Annotated in this window: 3 protein-coding genes; all 3 read left to right on the top strand. The window is 75.8% G+C overall.

All coding sequences use genetic code 11. The features are described 5' to 3' along the window. The first annotated feature begins 222 nt into the window (after nucleotides 1–222). The 3 genes from ABFY07_RS22985 to ABFY07_RS22995 all read left to right on the top strand — a co-directional run bounded on the left by ABFY07_RS22985 (nucleotide 223) and on the right by ABFY07_RS22995 (nucleotide 18,801). Nucleotides 223–1,977, top strand: a complete 1,755-nt coding sequence (locus ABFY07_RS22985; RefSeq protein ID WP_346176302.1) for an acyl-CoA dehydrogenase family protein — start codon at nucleotides 223–225, stop codon at nucleotides 1,975–1,977. 86 nt (nucleotides 1,978–2,063) lie between these two features. Beyond that, the gene (locus ABFY07_RS22990; RefSeq protein WP_346176303.1) at nucleotides 2,064–13,838 is read left to right on the top strand and encodes an amino acid adenylation domain-containing protein; all 11,775 of its coding nucleotides are present in this window, start codon (nucleotides 2,064–2,066) and stop codon (nucleotides 13,836–13,838) included. Further along, nucleotides 13,831–18,801 (top strand): beta-ketoacyl synthase N-terminal-like domain-containing protein, encoded by a 4,971-nt coding sequence (locus ABFY07_RS22995; protein ID WP_346176304.1) that lies wholly within the window; start codon nucleotides 13,831–13,833, stop codon nucleotides 18,799–18,801. The genes ABFY07_RS22990 and ABFY07_RS22995 overlap by 8 nt, the downstream gene beginning before the upstream one ends. Nucleotides 18,802–18,857: the final 56 nt, after the last annotated feature.

Raw genomic sequence — 18,857 nt, forward strand, 5'->3', positions numbered from 1 at the left:
GTGTTGACCTCGGGCACCCGGCCGTACGAGGGTGTGGGTGATTTCCGAAGTCCGGCACGTGGGGGAGCACCGGGCTGAGCTTCGCCCACCCGCTCCGGTTCCCGACGCGCACCCCTGTCCGGTTCTGCGATCCGTTTCCCCCTTTCCTCTTCCTTGTGATCCGTCGCCGAGCGCGCGCCCGCGCGATGGCTTGATCATGCCTTTTGCCAGAAGGGATGCCTCATGTCTCGTCCGCTCAACGCCATGAACGTGCCGGGAAGAACCAGCTTCCTGGAGGAGATCCTCCGCGGCGCGCTCCGACTGGACCTCGTGCATCCGTTTCCGGCGCAGCCGGAGAGCGACCGCAAACAGGGCGACGCGCTTGTCGCGGATGCCAAGGAGTTCGCCCGTGGCTTGGTCGACCCCGCCCTTGTGGAGAAAACGGGGGAACTGCCCCGGGAAGCCGTCAAACGGCTGCGGGAGAGCAGTTACGTGAAACTCCAGAGCCCACGGGAGGTCGGCGGCCTCGAACTGTCCGATCTCAATACCTTTCGCGTCGTTCAGGCCATTTCCAGCTGGTCGCTTCCGCTCGGCCTGGTGGTCGCGGTACAGAATTCCATCGGCTTCGCCCCGCTGCTCCGGCTTCTTCCCGAAGGCCCGTTACGCGACATGCTCACCGAGCGGGTCGCGCGCGGGCTGATATCCAGCTTCGCCGATACGGAACCCTCCGGCGCGGCCAATCACCGGCGGGAGACCGTCGCGGTTCCCACCGAGGACGGGCACGCCTACCTCGTCAGCGGCGAGAAGGTATTCAGCGGCAACGCGCCCTTCGCGGAACTGCTCGGGGTGGTCGCCACCGTCCAGGAGGACGGCCGGGAGATACGCCGGCTCGTGGTCGTCGACCCGGACGCGCCCGGGGTGCGGCGGTCGGCCGAGCACGAGTTCATGGGCATCAAGGGCTTCCCCAACGGGGGGTTCACCCTCGACCGGGTGCGCGTGCCCCGGGACCACGTCTTCGTGGAGAAGCCCAGCGCCCACGACGTACGGATCACCGCCCAGGCCGGCGGGCTGGCGATCCTGGGCCGGATGTACCTCATCGCCGCGCCGTCCCTGGCCATCTCCAAGCTGTGCCTGCAGTGGTCCCGCGAATTCGCGGTGCGGCGCCGCGTGGACGGTGTCCCGCTGGCCGAGTACGAGGAGATCCAGCACCTCATCGGCCAGTCCCTCGCCGACACCTTCGCGCTCGAGGCCGTCGCCGAGTGGAGCCTGCTGTGCGAGGACGCCGGCCTCAACCCGCTCTTCGAGCAGGCCGTGGCCAAGAACCTGTGCTCCCTGCTGTGCTGGGGCGTCGTGGACCGCACCATGTCGCTCTACGCCGCGGAGGGCTATGAGACGGCGGCCAGCAAGGCCCGGCGCGGCGCCCCGCCCGTACCCCTGGAGCGCTCCTTCCGCGACGCCCGCAACCTGCGGATCTCCGGCGGCGTGGACTTCCAGCTGGACTACTGGCTCTCCAAGCTGGCGATCTTCTCCTACCACCGCGCGGACGCCCTCGACGACGGCGAGGGGGCCCGGCAGGCCGCCGGGGCGCGGCAGCGGCTGGCCGCCGCGCTCACCCCGCGCAACCAGCGCCACCTGGACCGACTGCACCAGGCCGTGGAGGAGTTCCGCGACTGCTGCGCCCGGCTGGCCGAGACCTACCCGGACGACGAGGCGCTGTTCGCGCAGGAGCACACGCTGATCGCGGTCGCCCGCTGGGCCACCGAGGCCATGGCCGCGAGCCTGGTCCTCGCGCGGGCCGCCCGGCGCGCCGGGGAACACGACACCGAGGCGCAGGACCTGGCCGACATCTACTGCACCGGGGCCCTGCGCCGGATCGCCGGGTACGCCCGCGAGGCGCGGGAGGAGGAGCGGCCCGACACCGGGCGGGTGGCCCGGCGGTGGGTCACCGGAGACGGCCACGGCGGGCTGCTCGACGACATCGTCCCCGACGGGTCGTAAAGACGGGTCGTAAACCTCCCCACCAGGGCACGCAGGCCCAGGCACCCGCACCCCGGCGCGCGCAGGAAGAGGAAGCAGGAACAGTCATGGCTGCCCGTCCGTCCCACCCCCTGTCCCCGTCCCAGTCCGGCATCTGGTACGCCCGGAGCCTGGATCCGGCCAGCCCCGCCTACAACTGTCTGCAGTACCTCGACATCCAAGGAGCGGTGGACACCGGTCTGCTCCTCGACGCCATCGGACGCGTGGTCGTGGAGGTGGACGGACTGCACGTCCGCTTCGACGGCCGGTCCGACCCACCGCGTCAGATCCCGCTGCCACCCACCGCGCCGGACATCCCCGTGCACGACCTGACCGGCGAGCCCGAGCCCCTGGCCGCGGCGCACACCTGGCTGCGGCAATTCCTGCGCGTCCCCTTCGACCTGGAGGCCGGCCACGTCGCCGACTTCGCGGTCCTGGAAGTCGCCCCCGGACGCACTTTATGGGCGCAGCGCTACCACCACGCCGTCACCGACGGCCACGCCTTCAACCTGATCACGCACCGGGTCGCCGAGGTGTACCGCGCGCTGAGCACGGGCGGCCCGGTCCCCCCGGCGCGGTTCCAGAGCCTCGGCGACGCCCTGGCCGAGGTGGCCGACTACCGCGCCTCGGACCGGTTCGCCGCCGACCGGGCCTACTGGCTCGACCGCTTCGCCGACCGCCCGGAACCCCTCGACCTGACCGAGGGGAGCGGGGCGGCCGTGGCCGCGCACGAGGTGCGCCGGCTGGCCTTCACCCTGCCCGCCGCACGGCACCGGGCCCTGCGCGCGGCCGCCCGGGAGGCGGGCACCAACTTCCCCCGCGCCCTGATCGCCACCATGGCCGCCTACACCGCCCGTATGACGGGCCGTGAGGACATCGTGGTGGGCCTGGGCAGCCGCAGCCGCGCCACCCCCGGATCCGAGCGGTTCCCCGGGATGATGTCCGACGTCCTGCCGCTGCGGCTGAGCGTCACCGCCGACACCACCTGGTCGCGGCTCCTCGCCGACACCCACGAGGCCGTGGCCCAGGCGATGGCCCACCACCGCTACCGCAGCGAGGACCTGCGCCGGGAACTCGGCTGGCCCGAGCGCAGACGCTCCGCCGGGCCCCTGGTCAACCTGATACCGCCGCTGGGCACGGCCGACTTCGGCGGCGCCTCGGGGACGCTGCACAACCTCTCCGTCATGCCGACCGAGGACCTCACCCTGTGCTGCTACCAGCAGACCGGTGGCGAGGACCTGCGGCTCACCCTGGACGTGCACCCCGACCGCTGCGACGACGCCGCGCTCGCCGACCACCACGAGCGCCTGACCACCCTGCTGCACGGGCTCGGCCCCGACACCGTCCACCGCCCGGTGGCGAGCGCCGAGTGCACCGGCCCCCGCGAGCGCGGCCGGCTCCTCGACACCTGGAACGAGGCGCCCCGGCCGCTCCCCGAGGCGTCGCTGGGCGAGCTGTTCCGGCGGCAGGCGGCCCGGACCCCGGACGCGGTGGCCGTGGCCGGCGGCGACACCGAGCTGAGCTACCGGGAGCTGGACACGCGGTCCGACCGGCTCGCCGGGCTGCTGCGCGAGCGCGGCGCCCGCTCCGGCGCCACCGTCCTGGTGTTCATGGAGCGGTCCGTGGAACTCCTGGTCACCCTGCTCGCCCTCGTCAAGAACGGCGCCCCCTACGTGCCCTTGGACGAGCGGCAGCCCCCCGCGCGCCTGCGCACGCTGATCTCCGAGGCCGACGGCGACCTGCTGCTCGTGGACGGCGCCACCCGCGAGCTGCCCCTGGTGCGCGAACACGCCGCCGGCGGCCGGCCCGTGGCCGATGTGGCCGAGCTGGAACGGACCGCACCCCCCGTGCCGCCGGCGCCGGACGAGCCGGTGGCCCAGGACGCGCCGGCCTGCGTGATGTACACCTCCGGCTCGACCGGAGTGCCCTCCGGCGTCCAGCTCACCCACCGCAACATCGTCTCCCTCGCCTACGACCGCTGCTGGTCCGGCGGCGCGCACCAGCGGGTCCTGTGGCACTCGCCGCACGCCTTCGACGCCGTGCTGTACGAACTGTGGGTCCCCCTGCTGTCCGGGGGACGGGTCTGCGTGGCCCCGCCGGGGGCCCTGCTGCCCGCCACGCTGCGCACGGCGGTCGCGCGCCGCGGCGTGACCGCGGCATGGCTGACCGCCGGGCTCTTCGCCGCGCTGGCCGAGGAGGAGCCGGACTGCCTGCGCGGCCTGCGCGAGGTGTGGACCGGCGGCGACGTGGTGTCCCCGACGGCCGTGGCCCGGGTGTTCGACGCCTGCCCCGGCATCGTCGTCGTCAACGGCTACGGGCCCACCGAGACCACGACGTTCGCCACCCGCCACCGCATGACCCGGCCACCGCGCGGCCCGGTCCCCATCGGGCGGGCGATGGACAACACCACCCTGTACGTGCTGGACGCGGAGGGGCGCCCCGTGCCCCAGGGCGCGCCGGGCGAGCTGTGGGTGGGCGGCGCGCACGTGTCGTCCGGCTACGTCAACCGCCCCGAGGCCACCCGCGAGCGCTTCCGCGACAACCCCTTCCACCCCGGCCGCATGTACCGCACCGGTGACCTGGTGCGGCTGGCCTCCGACGGCACCCTCGCCTTCCTCGGCCGCGCCGACGACCAGGTGAAGATCCGCGGCTTCAGGGTCGAGCCGCACGACATCGAGCTGAGCCTGGAGCGCCACCCCGATGTGGCCCGGGCCGTGGTGGTCCCCCAGCCGGCCCCCGGCGGCGCGAAGCGCCTGGTGGCCTACCTCCTGCCCGCGGCGGAGCGGGACTCGGCGGAGCGGGACTCGGCGGAGCGGGGCGCGGCGGAGCGGGACTCGGCGGAGCGGGGCGCGGCGGAGCGGGGCGCGGCGGAGCGGGGCGCGGCCGGGCGGGACACGCACGAGCCGGAGGCGGCCGGGCGCGACACGGGTGAGCGCGAGCGTGTCCGCGAGTGGCAGGACATCTACGAGGACATGTACCGGGAGGGCGACCGGGCCGCGCTCGGCGAGGACTTCGGCGGCTGGATGGACAGCTACCACGGCACGCCCCTTCCGCGCCACGAGATGCGGGAGTGGCGTGACCGCACCGTCGCCCGGATCCTCGCGCTGCGCCCGCGCCGCGTCCTGGAGATCGGGGCCGGCAGCGGACTGCTCCTGGCCCGGCTGGCCCCGCACTGCGCCGAGTACTGGGCCACCGACTTCTCCGAGCGCGCCGTCTCCCGGCTCGGGGCGGGCGTACGCGAGGACGATCGGCTCGCGGGCCGGGTAAGGCTGCTGCGGCGCGAGGCCCGCGACCTGTCCGGCATCCCCCTGGACCACTTCGACTGCGTCGTCGTCAACTCGGTGGTGCAGTACCTGCCGAGCGCCGCCTATCTGTCCGCGGCGCTGCGCGGTGCCCTGGGCACGCTGACGCCCGGCGGACACCTCTTCGTCGGGGACGTACGGCCCAAGCGGCTGCTGCGGGAGTTCCGCACCGGAGTCGAACTGCGGCGCGACCCCGGTGACGACGGCGCGCCCGGAGACCTCGCCGGGCTCAAGCGCACGGTGGAGCGGGCGATGCTCCACGAGAAGGAACTCCTCGTGGAGCCCGAGTTCTTCACCGAGCACCTGGGCGCGCTGCCCGAGGTCGCCGGTGTGGACGTACGGGTCAAGCGCGGCCGCGCGCACAACGAGCTCACCCAGTTCCGCTACGAGGCCGTGCTGCGCAAGGCGTCCGCCGGCGCCGAGCCGTACTCGTGCGCCGACGCCACGGTGGCCCGCTGGGGCCACGACGTGGCCGGCCTGTCCGATGTGGGCCGCTGGCTGCGTGACAAGCAGCCGGCCGCGCTGCGGGTCGCGGGCGTGCCCAACGCGAGGGTGCTCCCGCTGCTGCGGGCGGAACACGAGGTGTGCGCGGGTACCGGAGTGGCCGCGGCCCGCGACGCCCTCGACGGCGTCCGCGACACGCTCCCCGACGACGGTGTCCGCGACGACGGTGTCCCGGACGACGGTGTCCCCGACCCCGAGGACTTCGCCGCGCTGGGCCGCGGCCTCGGGCTGCGCACCGTCCTCACCTGGGCGGACAACGCGGCGGACGGCAGCCTCGACGTGCTGTTCCTGGACCCCGCGGCGCTCCCCGCGAGCGCCGGGCCCACGGCCCCGGACTTCGTCGCCGACGTCTACCCCAGACGCAGGACACCCGCCGCGAGCACCCCGGCGGAGGTGTTCACCAACCAGCCGATCCGGCCCGAGCGCCATCCGCGACTGGCCGCGGCCGTCGAGGCGTATGCCCAGCGGCAGCTGCCCGACTACATGACCCCGTCCGCGTACATGGTCCTCGACCACCTGCCGCTGTCCGTCAACGGCAAGGTGAACCGCGCCGAACTTCCGCCGGCCCCCGTCACGGCCACGGCCACGCCGGAGCCCGGCGCCGAGGTCTCCGGCGCCGAGGCCACCGCGACCCAGGTCACCGCCACCGAGCGGGAACTCGCCGCCATCTGGGCCGACCTGCTGCGGACCGAGGTCGATCCGGCCGCGCACCCCGACTTCTTCGCGCTGGGCGGCCACTCCCTCCTCGCCACCCGCCTGGTCTCGCGCGTCGCGGCCCGGCTCGGCGTGGAGATCTCCCTGCGCACCGTCTTCGAGAACCCGCGCCTCACGTCCCTCGCCCGGGAGCTCGACGAGCGCCGCGCCCCCGCGCCACCCGCCGCCGAGGCGAAAACCGCCGAGGCGAAAACCGGGGAGGGAGACACCGGGGAGGGGGACATCGGGGAGGCCGACGGATCCTTCCCCGTGTCCGGCTTCCAGGAGCGGATCTGGCTGGACGAGCGGCTGCGCGGCACCGGCTCCTTCTACAACGTCCCGCTGGCCTGGCGGGTCCGCGGCGGCCTCGACCCGGCCGCCCTGAGCACCGCGCTCGGCCGGGTCGTGGCCCGGCACGAGGCGCTGCGCACCCGCTTCGTCGAACGGGAGCGGGACGGCAGACCGCGGCAGGTCGTCGGCGACCCGTGGATCCCTGAGGTGGCGCACCATGTCGCCGAGGGCGCCACCGCCGAGCACCGGATGGCCGACGCCCGCGCGGCGCTCGAGGCCCTCGCTCAGGAGCCGTTCGACATCGCCTCGGGCCGGCTGCTGCGCGTCATGCTGGTGGACCTGGAGAAGGACGGCCGGGACCAGCTGCTGATGTGCTGCCTGCACCACCTGGTGTGGGACATCGGTTCAGAACCGGTCTTCCTGCGGGACCTCGAACGGGCCTACGCCGAGTGCGCCCCGCGCGCGGAGCAGGCGGCGCCGTACCAGGAGTACCCGGCCACGCCGCACCAGCAGCGCATGGCCTTCGTCGAACACTTCGAGCGCGGCACGGTCTACGAGGACGCGCCCGTCTACCACAACGTGTCCCAGCTGCTCACCCTGGACACCACCCCCGGGGAGGCCGAGCTGTGCCGGGCGGTCGCGGCGGTCATGGACCGCCACCCGGCGCTGCGCACCACGGTTCGGCTCTCCGGCGGGACCTGCGCCCAGCGCGTCCACGAGCGGCTGCCCGTCGAGTGCGCCACCCTGCCGGACACCGGCCCCCAGGGGATCGCCGCCTGGCTGCGCCGCCCCTTCCACCTGGCCGAGGGGCCGCTGTTCCGGGCCGCGGTCGCCCCGCAGGGCCCGGACGGCGCCGACGGGTGCGCCCTGGTGCTCGTCGCGCATCTCGCGGTGGCCGACCGGGCCTCGCTGCGGACCGTCGGCCGCGAGATCCGGACCCTGCTGGCCGGTGGCCAACTGCCGCCCGCGCCGACCTCGTTCGTCCAGTGGTGGCAGGCGCGGGACACCGACGCCCAGGAGCGGCAGACGGCCCGCCTCGCCGAGCTGCTGGACGGCGGCAGCGGCGCCCTGCGGCTGCCCGAGGACCGCCCCAGGGCCGCCGTCCACGTCTACGAGGAACACTCCCTGCCGGTCGCCGTCCCGGAGGACACGGGCCTCGCCGGGTTCGCCCGGCGCGAGGGCGTCGGCACCGAGGCCGTGCTGCTCGCCGCGTACACCGCCGTGCTGATGTGGTACTCGGGGCAGACCGATCTCACCGTGGGCGTGGCGAACCCGCGCCGCGACACCGCCACGGCCCACGTGGTGGGCCCGGTGGACGACTTCCTGCCGCTGCGCCTGCGCGGCGGCCACGACCAGTCCTTCGCGTCCTGGGCGCGGGCCTGCGAGGCGGGCCTGAGGGAGGTGCGCGCCTGCGGTCTCGCCCCGTTCGACGAGGTGGCGCGCCGGGTCGCCCCGCCCAAGGACATGAGCCGCACCGCCCTCTTCGACGTGGTGTTCGACCTCGACCGCGACGCGCCCGCCGGCGGGCCGCCCACGCCCCTGGCGGGCCTGGGCAAATGCGATCTGATCCTGACACTGCGGGATGTCGGCGGCGGTGGCGCCGACGGGCGGCTGGTGTTCAACGGCCTGTACTACGACCCGGACCGGATGCGGCTGTTCGCCGAGCACTGGCGGCGCCTGCTGCGGGACGCGGTCACCCGGCCCGGCACCCCCCTCGGCGCCTTCGAACCGCTCACGGACACCGAGCGCCGCCGCCAGATCGAGGAGTGGAACGACACCGCCGCCGACTACCCGCACACCACGCTCTCCCGCCTGGTGAGCGAGCGCGCGGCGCGGCAGCCGGACCGGGTGGCCCTGGTCGGCGAACGGCCCGGCGGGGGCGGCACGCTCACCTACCGGCAGTTGGCCGAGCGCGCCGAGCGGCTCGCCCACGCCCTCGCCGACCTGGGCGTACGGCCCGGCGACACCGTCGGGCTGCGCCTCCGGCGCGGGCCGGCGCAGGTCGAGGCCGTCCTGGCCGTCCTGCTGGCCGGGGCGGCGTACGTCCCGATCGACCCGGCGGCCCCCGCGGACCGCGCGGCCTTCATCCTCGACGACAGCGCGGCGACCCTGCTGCTCACGGACGATCCCGACACCGCTGACCCCGCACCCGCCGACCCCGACACCGCTGACCCCGACACCGCAGACCCCGGCTTCGCGGGACGGACCGTACGCCTCGGCGACCTCGACCTCGACCTCACCGCCGTGTCCCCGGACCGGGAACCCCTGCCCGAACCCGCCCCGGACGACCTCGCCTACATCGTCTACACCTCCGGCACCACCGGCCGGCCGAAGGGCGTGCGGGTCACCCACCGCAACGTGGTGCGCCTGGTGACGGGCGACCGCCTGCCGTTCCGCTTCGGGCCCGAGGACGTGTGGGTCCTCGCCCACTCGTACGCCTTCGACTTCTCCGTCTGGGAGATCTTCGGCTGCCTGGTCCACGGCGGGCGGCTCGTGCTGCCGGACGGCCCCGAGCTGCGCGACCCGCGCGGCCTCGCGGAGCTGGTCCGCCGCCACCGGGTCACCGTCCTCAACCAGACCCCGGGCATGTTCGCGCAGCTCGTCCGGGTCACGGACACCGAGGAGCGGCGCATGGCGAGCCTGCGGTACGTCATCCTCGGCGGGGCCAGGTTCGCCCCCGCCACCCTCGGCCACTGGCCCGCCGCGCACCCCGGCACCGAGGTGGTCAACATGTACGGGATCACCGAGACCACCGTGCACGTCACCGCCCGCACCATCACCCCCGAGGACATCGCGGCCGACCGCAGCCCCATCGGCACACCCCTCCCGACCACCACCGTCCGCCTCCTGGACCCGCACCTCACCGCCGGGCGCCACCGGCTGCTGCCGGCCGGCGCGGTGGGAGAGATCTGCGTCGGCGGGGAGGGAGTGGCGGCCGGATACGTGGGACGGCCGGAGCTGGAGCGCGAGCGGTTCGTGCCCGACCCGTACGGATCCGGCCGCCTCTACCGCAGCGGGGACCTGGGCCGCTATCTGCCCGACGGCACCCTGGAGTACCTGGGCCGGATGGACGACCAACTCCAGGTGCGCGGCTATCGCATCGAGCCGGCCGAGGTCGAGAGCTGCCTGACCGGACACCCGGACGTGGCGCAGGCCGTCGTCACCGTGGACGAGGCGGACCCCGATCGACTGGTGGCCCACGTCTGGTGCCCCGCCACGGTGCCCGGCGCGGGCGAGCTGCGCGCCCGGCTCGCCGAGCGGCTGCCCGAGTACATGGTGCCCTCGGTCTTCAAGGTGGCGGACCGCATCCCCCTGTCGGTGAACGGCAAGGTGGACCTCGCCGAGCTGGCCGCCGCGAGCACCGTCCTCACCGACGGGGCCGGCAGCGCCCCGCGCACCGAGACGGCCAGGGCCCTTGCGCTGCTGTGGGGCGAGCTGCTGCCCGTACCGGAGATCTTCGCGGACACCTCCTTCTTCGAGGCGGGCGGACACTCCCTGCTGGCCGCCACCCTGCTGTCCCAGGTCTCGACGCGCTTCGGCGTGGACCTGCCGGTGCGCACGGTGTTCGAGAACCCGCGGCTGAAGGACCTGGCGGACCGTGTCGACGAGGCGCTCGCCGAGCGCGGACACCGCCTCCCGGCCCCGGACACCTCCCAGGACGGACCGCGGGCGGAGCCCGCGGCGGACGGGGAGCTGGTGCCCGCCTCGGACTTCCAGCGCCGCATCGCCCTGGACCAGCGGCTCTCCTCCGGCCCCGACCGCTATGCGATGCCCCTGGTGTGGCGGGTGCGCGGCGGGCGCCTGGACCCCGGGCGGCTGCGCCGGGCCCTGGCCGCCGTCGTGGCGCGCCACGAGGCGCTGCGCACCGGCTTCGTGGAGCGCGGCGGGCGGCTGTGGCAGCGGATCGGGGAACCCTGGGCGCCGCCCCTGGAGGAGGTGGACCTGTCGGGACAGCCTCCGGCCGACCAGGAGGCGCGGTGGCGGGAGGCGGTGCGCGAGATCGCCGGCACCCCCTTCGACCTCGCCTCGGGCCGGCTGCTGCGGCCCGCCCTGATCGACCTGGGCGAGCAGGGGCAGCTGTTCCTGCTGTGCCTGCACCACCTCGTGTGCGACGGCCCCTCGCTGGTGCCCCTCGTACAGGACCTGAGCGCCGCGTACGAGGGCGCGGAGCCCGGCGCGGAAGCGGTCCAGTACCGGGAGTTCGTGCGGGAGCAGGCGGAGTCGGCGGTGTCGGTGGCGGGTCGTGCGGGGGTGGAGCGGTGGTGTGGGCGGTTGGCGGGTGCGCCGGCCTATGTGTCGTGGCCGGGGTCGGGGGGTGTGGAGCCGTCGGGGGTGGTGGAGGTGCCGTTGGGGGTGGGTGTGTTGGAGGGGTTGCGTGGGGTGTCGGAGCGGGAGAACGTGTCGTGGTTCATGGCGGTGGCGGCGGCTTTCGCGGGGGCGTTGCATCGGTGGAGTGGTGAGCGGGATGTGACGTTCGGGTGTCCGGTGGCGAATCGTGGGGGTGAGCGGTTCGGTTCGGTGGTGGGGCCGTGTACGAACACGGTGGTGATCCGGTCGGTGGTGGACGGGGGCACGACGGTGGCGGGGTTGTTGCGGGGGACGCGGGAGCGGGTGCTGGAGGCGTTGGAGGATCAGCATGTGCCGTTCGACCAGGTGGTCGCCGCGCTCAATCCCGAACGCCGCTACGGCGTCACCCCGTACGTCGACCTCGCCCTGACCCCCGTCGTCCCCGAGACCCGGGCCCCGTCGCTCGGCGGCCACCCCCTGCGGCGGTTCCCGCTGAGCGGCGAGGGCGCCGACTGGGCCGCCAAGGGCGCCGTGACCGTGTCCTTCCAGGAACAGAACGGCAGTTTGCGGGGCCTGCTGGCCTACCGCGGCGACCGCGTCGGCCGCGCGGAGGCCGAACGCCTCGCCGCCCTGACCGCGGCCGTGCTGGCCGATCTCGTGGACCGGCCCGACCGCCCGCTGGCCGCGCTGCCCCGCCTGGGCGCCGACGAGCGCGCCGCGGTCGCCGCCCTCGAGGAAGGCCCGGCCGCCGCGCCGCCCACCACGTTGCCGGAGCTGATCGCCGCGCGGGTGAGGGCGACACCGGACGCCACCGCCATCGACACCCCCGAGGGCCCGATCGGCTACGCGGAACTGGACGCCAGGGCCCGCCGGCTCGCCGCTCGCATCAAGCGAGCGGCAGGCACCGAGCCATCGGCACCCGTCGAGCGACCGGCGGACACCGAGCGGCCGGCGGACACCGAGCGGTCTGCGGACATCGAGCGGCCCGCGGACACGGGGCGGTCTGCGGACACCGGGCGCTCCGCGCCTCCGGACGGCCCGGAGCCGGTGGCCGTGCTGCTCGACCGGGGGCCCGAGCTGGTGGTGGCGATGCTGGCGGCCTGGTACGCCGGTCGCGCGTACTGCCCGATCGACCCCGGATACCCGCCCGCGCGCATCGCGTACCTCCTCGAAGACCTCGGCGCGCGCGTGGTCCTCACCGACGGCGGCCACCCCCTGCCGGACGCGGTGGCGGACACCGTCACCGTGCTCGATGTCACCCGGGGCGCGGCCGGCGGCGACACGCCCGCCGCCGCAGCGGAGCCGCCCGGCGCCGACGACCCCGGGTACATCGTCTACACCTCGGGCTCCACCGGACTGCCCAAGGGCGTCGTCGTCCGCCACGCGGGGCTCGCCCAGCACGCCCTGTGGTTCGCCGACCTGCTCGCCCTGGGGCCGGCCGACCGGGTCGGCCAGCTCGTCAACGTCGGCTTCGACGCGGCCGTCTCCGAGATCTGGCCCACCCTGGGCGCGGGCGCGACGCTCGTCCCGCACCCCGGCACCGTGTTTCCCGGCGAGGTGTCCCGGTGGCTGGACGCCCACCAGGTGACCGTCGCCGTCCTCCCGGCGGCCCTCGCCGAAACCCTCTGGGCGCACGGCGAGCCGCCCCGGACGCTGCGCCGGCTGGTCTACGGCGGGGCGGCGCTCGGCTCCGCCCCGCCGCCCGGCCTGCCGTACGGGCTGGTCAACTGCTACGGGCCGACCGAGGCGACCGTCACCGCGACCGCCCACGTACTCGCCCCCGGGGACCCGGACTTCCGCCCGGGGCGCGTGGGCCGCCCGGCCGCCGGGGTCCGGGTGCACGTGGTGGACGAGCAGGGCCGGCGCTGCCCCGTCGGCGCCACCGGCGAGATCGTCGTCGGGGGCGCCGGCGTGGCCCTCGGCTACTGGCGACGCCCCGGGCCGACCGCGGAGAAGTTCCTCCCCGACGGCCCCGAGGGCGCACCGGGACCCGTCTACCGCACCGGGGACCTGGGGCGCTGGCTGCCCGACGGCACCCTGGAGTTCCTCGGCCGGGCGGACCGGCAGCTCAAGGTCCGCGGACACCGCATCGAGCCGGAGGAGATCGAGGCCCGGCTCGCCGCGCACCCGCTGGTCGCCCGGGCCGCCGTGCGCGCCTTCGAGGCCGCGTCCGCCCGCCTGGTGGCGTACGCGGTGCCCGGCGGCGACGGCGACGACGGCCACGGCGACGGCGACACCGATCCCGGCACCGCGACCGCGACGGTGCTCGGCGCGCTGCGCGAGACGCTGCCGCCCCCGCTGGTCCCCGACGCGCTGGTCTGGCTCGACGAGCTGCCACTGACCCCCCACGGCAAGGTGGACTACGCGGCCCTGCCCCGGCCCGGGCGCGAGGACCTGGTGGGCGCGGCACCGGCCGTGGCCCCCCAGGACGACCGAGAGCGGCGGGTCGCCGCCCTGTGGCGCGAGGTGCTGGGCGTCGACACCGTCGGCGTGCACGACAACTTCTTCGACCTGGGCGGCGACTCGCTGCGCCTGGCCACCCTCCAGCGCCGGCTGGAACGCGCCTTCGGCATCGAACTGCCCGTCCAGCGGCTCTTCGAACACGCCACCGTCCACGCCATGGCCCGGGCGATCGGCGGGCCGGACGAGCGCGAACACGCCGTGTCGGCGGCGGAGGACTTCAAGGAGCGGGCCCGGAAGGGACGCCGGGCCAGACAGCGCGACCGGCGCCCGGCCACCGGCCGGAAGGAGGACGACGATGCATGAGGACGCCGTGGCCATCATCGGCATGGCCTGTCGGCTGCCGGGCGCCGGGGACGTCCGCGCGTTCTGGGACAACCTGGTGGCCGGCCGGGACACCGTCTCCCGCTTCACCCCCGACCAGCTCGCCGCGGCGGGGATCGACCGACGGCTCGCGGAGCGGCCGGACTTCGTGGCCGCGCGCGGCGTGGTGGCCGGCGCCGACCGGTTCGACTGGTCGTTCTTCGGCTACAGCCTCGGCGAGGCCCGGGGCATCGACCCGCAGCAGCGGGTGTTCCTGGAGTGCGCGAGCACCGCGCTGGACGACGCGGCCATGGACCCGCACCGCTTCCCCGGCCCCATCGGGGTGTTCGCGGGTTGCGACGCCGTGCCCCTGGGCTCCTCACAGGAGGAGCTCGTCGCCCAGACACTCGGCCGCGACAAGGACTTCCTCGCCACCCGGGCCGCGTACAAACTCCGGCTCACCGGGCCCGCGCTGACCGTGCAGACCGCCTGCTCCACCTCGCTGGTCGCGGTGCACCAGGCCGTGCAGAGCCTGCTCGGATACGAGTGCGACGCCGCCCTCGCGGGCGGGGTGGGGCTCTTCTTCCCGCAGGTGACCGGCCATGTGTACGAGGAGGGCGGGATCCTGTCGCCCGACGGACACTGCCGTCCCTTCGACGCCGACGCCGCCGGCACCGTCTCCAGCTCGGGCGCGGGCGTGGTGGTGCTGCGCCGGCTGGAGGACGCGCTGCGCGACGGGGACCGCGTGGTGGCCGTCATCCGCGGCACCGCGATCAACAACGACGGGGGAGACAAGGCCGGATTCACCGCGCCCTCGCCGGGCGGACAGCGCGATGTCATCCTGGCGGCCCTCGGCCGGGCCGACGTGGACCCGGCGGACATCGGCTATGTCGAGGCACACGGCACCGCCACCCGGCTGGGCGACCCGGTCGAAGTGGCCGCGCTCACCGCCGCCTTCCGCGCCACCACGGACGCGGTCGCCTCCTGCGCCCTGGGCGCGGTCAAGGGAAACATCGGGCACACCGGCTCGGCCTCCGGCGTCAGCGGCCTGATCAAGACGGCGCTGACCCTGTGGCACCGGGAGCTGGTGCCGACCGCGCACTTCCGGCGGCCCAACCCGCTGATGAAACTCGACACCACCCCGTTCACCGTCGCCGACCGCCACGGCCCCTGGCCCGAGGGCCGCCCGGCACTCGCCGGGGTGAGCTCCTTCGGCGTCGGCGGCACCAACGCGCACGCCGTCCTGGAGGCCGCCCCGACACCGCGCCCCACCCGCGCGGGCGCGCGCGGGCCCCGGCTGCTGGCGCTGTCCGCCGCGTCCCCCGAGGCGCTGCGGCGCGCCCGCACCGACCTGGCCCGGCGGCTGCGGGACACCCCGGCCCCGCCGCTGGACGAGGTGGCGCGCACCCTGGCCGACGGCCGCCGCCGGTACGCCCACCGCGCCACCGTCGTCGCCCGCGACGTGGAACGGGCCGCCGAAGCGCTCGAAGAGCCCGGGACGGACGGCTCGGCGGAGGCGGTGGAGTCGGTGGGCTCCGCCGGCGTGGCGTTTCTGTACCCCGGGCAGGGCACCCTGCGCCCGGGCGGAGCCGCCGCCGGGGCGTACGCCGTCCTCCCCGCGTTCGCCGAGGCCTTCGACGAGGTGCGCGCCTGGGCCCTGCGGGAGGCCGGCACGGACCTGTCGGCACTGCTGCGCCCGGGGACACCAGCGGACTGGTACCACGACCCGGTCCACCAGCAACTCGGGCTGTTCGCCGTCGGACACGCCCTCACCCGCACCCTGGCCGGCTGGGACATCCGGCCCACCGCCGTGATGGGCAACAGCATCGGCGAGTACGCCGCCGCCCTCGCCGCCGGGGTGTGGGAACTGCCCGACGCGCTGGAGCTCGTGCACACCCGGGCGCTGGCCACCCGGGACACCGCCCCCGGCCGGATGCTCGCCGTCGAGCTGGTACGGGACGGCGCCCGCGAGGCCGTCGCCGAGGCGCTGGCCGGGCTGCCGGAACCCCGGCCCACGCTCGCCGTGGACGGCCATGACCGCCTGGTCATCTCCGGCTCGCCCGAAGCGGTCGGGCGGCTCGCCGAGCGGCTGGACGGCCTGCCCACCCGGGTGCTGGAGACCCGCAGGGCCTTCCACTCCGCGCGGATGGCACCGGCCGCCGCCGCGCTGCGCACCCGCGTGGCGCGGGTGACGGCCAGGGCGCCGCGGGTACCCCTGGTGTCCAATGTCACCGGCGGCTGGGCCACCCCCGACGAGGTGGCGTCGGCCGACTACTGGGCCGCCCAGCTGACCGGCACCGTGCGCCTGCGGCAGGGCCTGGACACCCTGCTGTCGGGCGGCGCCGAGGTGTTCGTCGAACTCGGCCCGGGCGCCTCCATGAGCCGGGCGGTGCGCGACCACCCCGGCCACGCCGGGCGGCCCACCACGGTCCCCCTGCTCGACGGCGCGACGGACGACGCCGAAGCGCGGGTCCTCGAAGCGGTCGGCAGGCTCTGGGAGGCCGGACTGGACGTCGAGGTCGGGCAGTTCGCGGGGGAGTCCCGGCAGCGCTGCTCGCTGCCGCCCCACCCCCTCGACTCCCGGCCCTGCGGCACCGGCACCGACCGGCCCGCCGGCCACGTCCCCACGGCGACGGGCCCGACGCCGGCCCCGGCCCCGACTCCGACCGCGCCGCCCGCCCCGCACCAGGCCACCGCGCGGCGGATCGCCGACGCGCTGCCCGACCCGCCGCCCGCGGACCGCCCCACCCTGCCCCAGCGGCCCGGCCTGGTGCGCCGCCTCGACGCGTACACCGCGGCCCTGGCCACCCGGCTCGGCCTGCGGATCGGCCGCCTCGGGCCCGGCGACGCGGTGTCCGCCCGGGACTTGACGGACCGCCTGGCCGGGGGCGGGAAGCTGACCGGACCGGCCCGGCTGGTGGTCCGGGCCATGACCGAACACGGCTTCCTCACCGAACACGCGACGGACACGGCGGGCGGCACGGACGTGGCCCGGGGCGGCGGCCGACTGCTGGTCCCCGACGACATCGAGGAGCGGCTGCGCGCCGCGCTCGACCCCTCGGGTCTCGAGGAGGTGCGCGGCCTGCGCCGGATGCTCGACCACTGCGCGGACGCCTATCCGGAGGTGCTGGCCGGCCGCCGCGAGCCCGTCTCCGTGCTCTATCCGGACGGCGACGACACGTTCCTGCGCGCCTGCCTGACGGACAACTCGGTCGATGTCGCGGACGCGGGGCCCTGCCTGGACCAGCTCGCCGCCGCCGTGGCCGCCGCCCGGGGCCCGGGCCGGGCGGACCGTCCGCTGCGCGTGCTCGAGGTCGGCGGCGGAAGCGGCGAACTCACCGGACGCGTCCTGGAGTCCTGGCCGGCCCACCCCCAGGACCTCTACACCTTCACCGACATCAGCTCCCTGGCCCTGAGCCGGGCCAGGGAGCGCGCGGCCGGCCCGGCCTGGCGGCAGGTGCGGTGCGCTCGGCTCGACCTCGCGCGGGACCCCGGCCCCCAGGGCTTCCCCGCCGCCGGCTTCGACGTCGTACTCGCCTACAACGCCCTCCATGTGGTGCCCGACCTGCCCGCGACGCTGCGCCGGCTCAGGGGGCTGCTGGCCTCGGGCGGCTGGCTGGGGGCGGTCGAGGTGACGCGGGTGGCGCTGTGGACCCACTTCATGTGGGGCCTGGCGCCCGGCTGGTGGGGCTTCGCCGACGACCTGCGCGCCGACTCCGTCCACCTGCCCGCCGACGGGTGGCGGCGGGCGCTCCGCGACGCCGGGTTCTCCGAGGTCGCGGTGGTGGAGCGGCCCCCGGCGGACCACGCGGTCCTGCTGGCCTCGGTCGAGGAAGCGGCGGCCACGCCCGACGGCCCCCACCCGGCCCCGGAACCCCCACAGGCGGTAACCCGGGCCGGGGTCCCGGCCCCCGCCTCCGCCCCCGCCCGGGCCGCGGCGCCGGACGGCGGCCGCGCGGCGCTGGCCGCCGTCTGGACGCGACTGCTGGGCACGTCCTCGGCGCGCGACGAGGACGACTTCTTCGCCCTGGGCGGTGACTCGCTCATGGCCGTACGGCTGCGCGGCCGTATCCACGAGGAGCTCCGGATCGCCGTCCCCCTGGCGGAGTTCCTGGAACGGCCCACCTTCGGCAGCCTGGTCGCGCTGGCCGAGCACGGCGAAAGGGCCGGCAGCACCGACAACGCCGACACCGTGCAGAGGGCCGGGGGCGCGCGACCGGTGAGCGTCCCCGCGGCCCCCCGGGAACTGGTCCGCTTCCAGGAGGGCGGCCCGGGCGTGCCCCTCTTCCTCGCCGCCCCCGCCGCCGGAAGCGCGCTGTGCTACCGGGAGTTCGCCCGGGCCCTCGGCGGGGACCGCCCCGTGTACGGGATCGACGCCCCGGGGCTGCTGGGCGGCGCGCCCACCCCCGACCGGGTCGAGGACCTGGCCGACCACCACATCCGGGTGCTGCGCGCGGTGCGGCCGAACGGACCGTACGCGCTGGGCGGCTGGTCGGTGGGCGGGCTGGTGGCCCATGAGATGGCGGCGCGGCTGGAGCGGGCCGGCGAGCGGGTCGAACTGCTGCTGTTCCTGGACGGCTTCGCGCCGGACAGCGGCGGCCGCCCCCTGGGGTCCGCCCCCCAGCACCTCGCCGCGGGCCTGTGGCACCAGGCGCTGGTCGCGCTCCAGGTCGGGCCCGCGGGCCGGGCGGTGCGGTCGGTGCCCGGGGTGAGCAGGGTCTTCCGGGCCTATCTGCGGGCCATGCTGCGCTACCGGCCGAGGCCGGTGTCCTGCCGTACGGTGCTGTTCAAGGCCGGGCTCACCCACCGCACCGAGGCGCGGCTGCGCGCCTCGCTGAGCGCCCTGCACCCCGGCGGGCTGACCGTGCTGCCCTGCTCGGGCCGGCACTGGACGCTGCTGGCCGAGCCGCACGCCTCGGCCCTGGCGCACCAGGTGCGCCGGGCCCTGGACGGCCCGGAGCGCTGACCGCCACCCGGGCGCCCGCCGCCGAGCGGGTGCCCGGGCTAGGGTCTGTCGTCAAA

It is taken from the genome of Streptomyces sparsogenes subsp. cuspidosporus, assembly GCF_039532705.1.
Classification (GTDB): Bacteria; Actinomycetota; Actinomycetes; order Streptomycetales; family Streptomycetaceae; genus Streptomyces; species Streptomyces sparsogenes.

What these genes read in the sequence shown, in the direction of transcription:
- ABFY07_RS22995 (WP_346176304.1), top strand. Translation starts at nt 13,831, where the DNA reads ATGCATGAGGACGCCGTGGCCATCATCGGCATGGCCTGTCGGCTGCCG.
- ABFY07_RS22985 (WP_346176302.1), top strand. Translation starts at nt 223, where the DNA reads ATGTCTCGTCCGCTCAACGCCATGAACGTGCCGGGAAGAACCAGCTTC.
- ABFY07_RS22990 (WP_346176303.1), top strand. Translation starts at nt 2,064, where the DNA reads ATGGCTGCCCGTCCGTCCCACCCCCTGTCCCCGTCCCAGTCCGGCATC.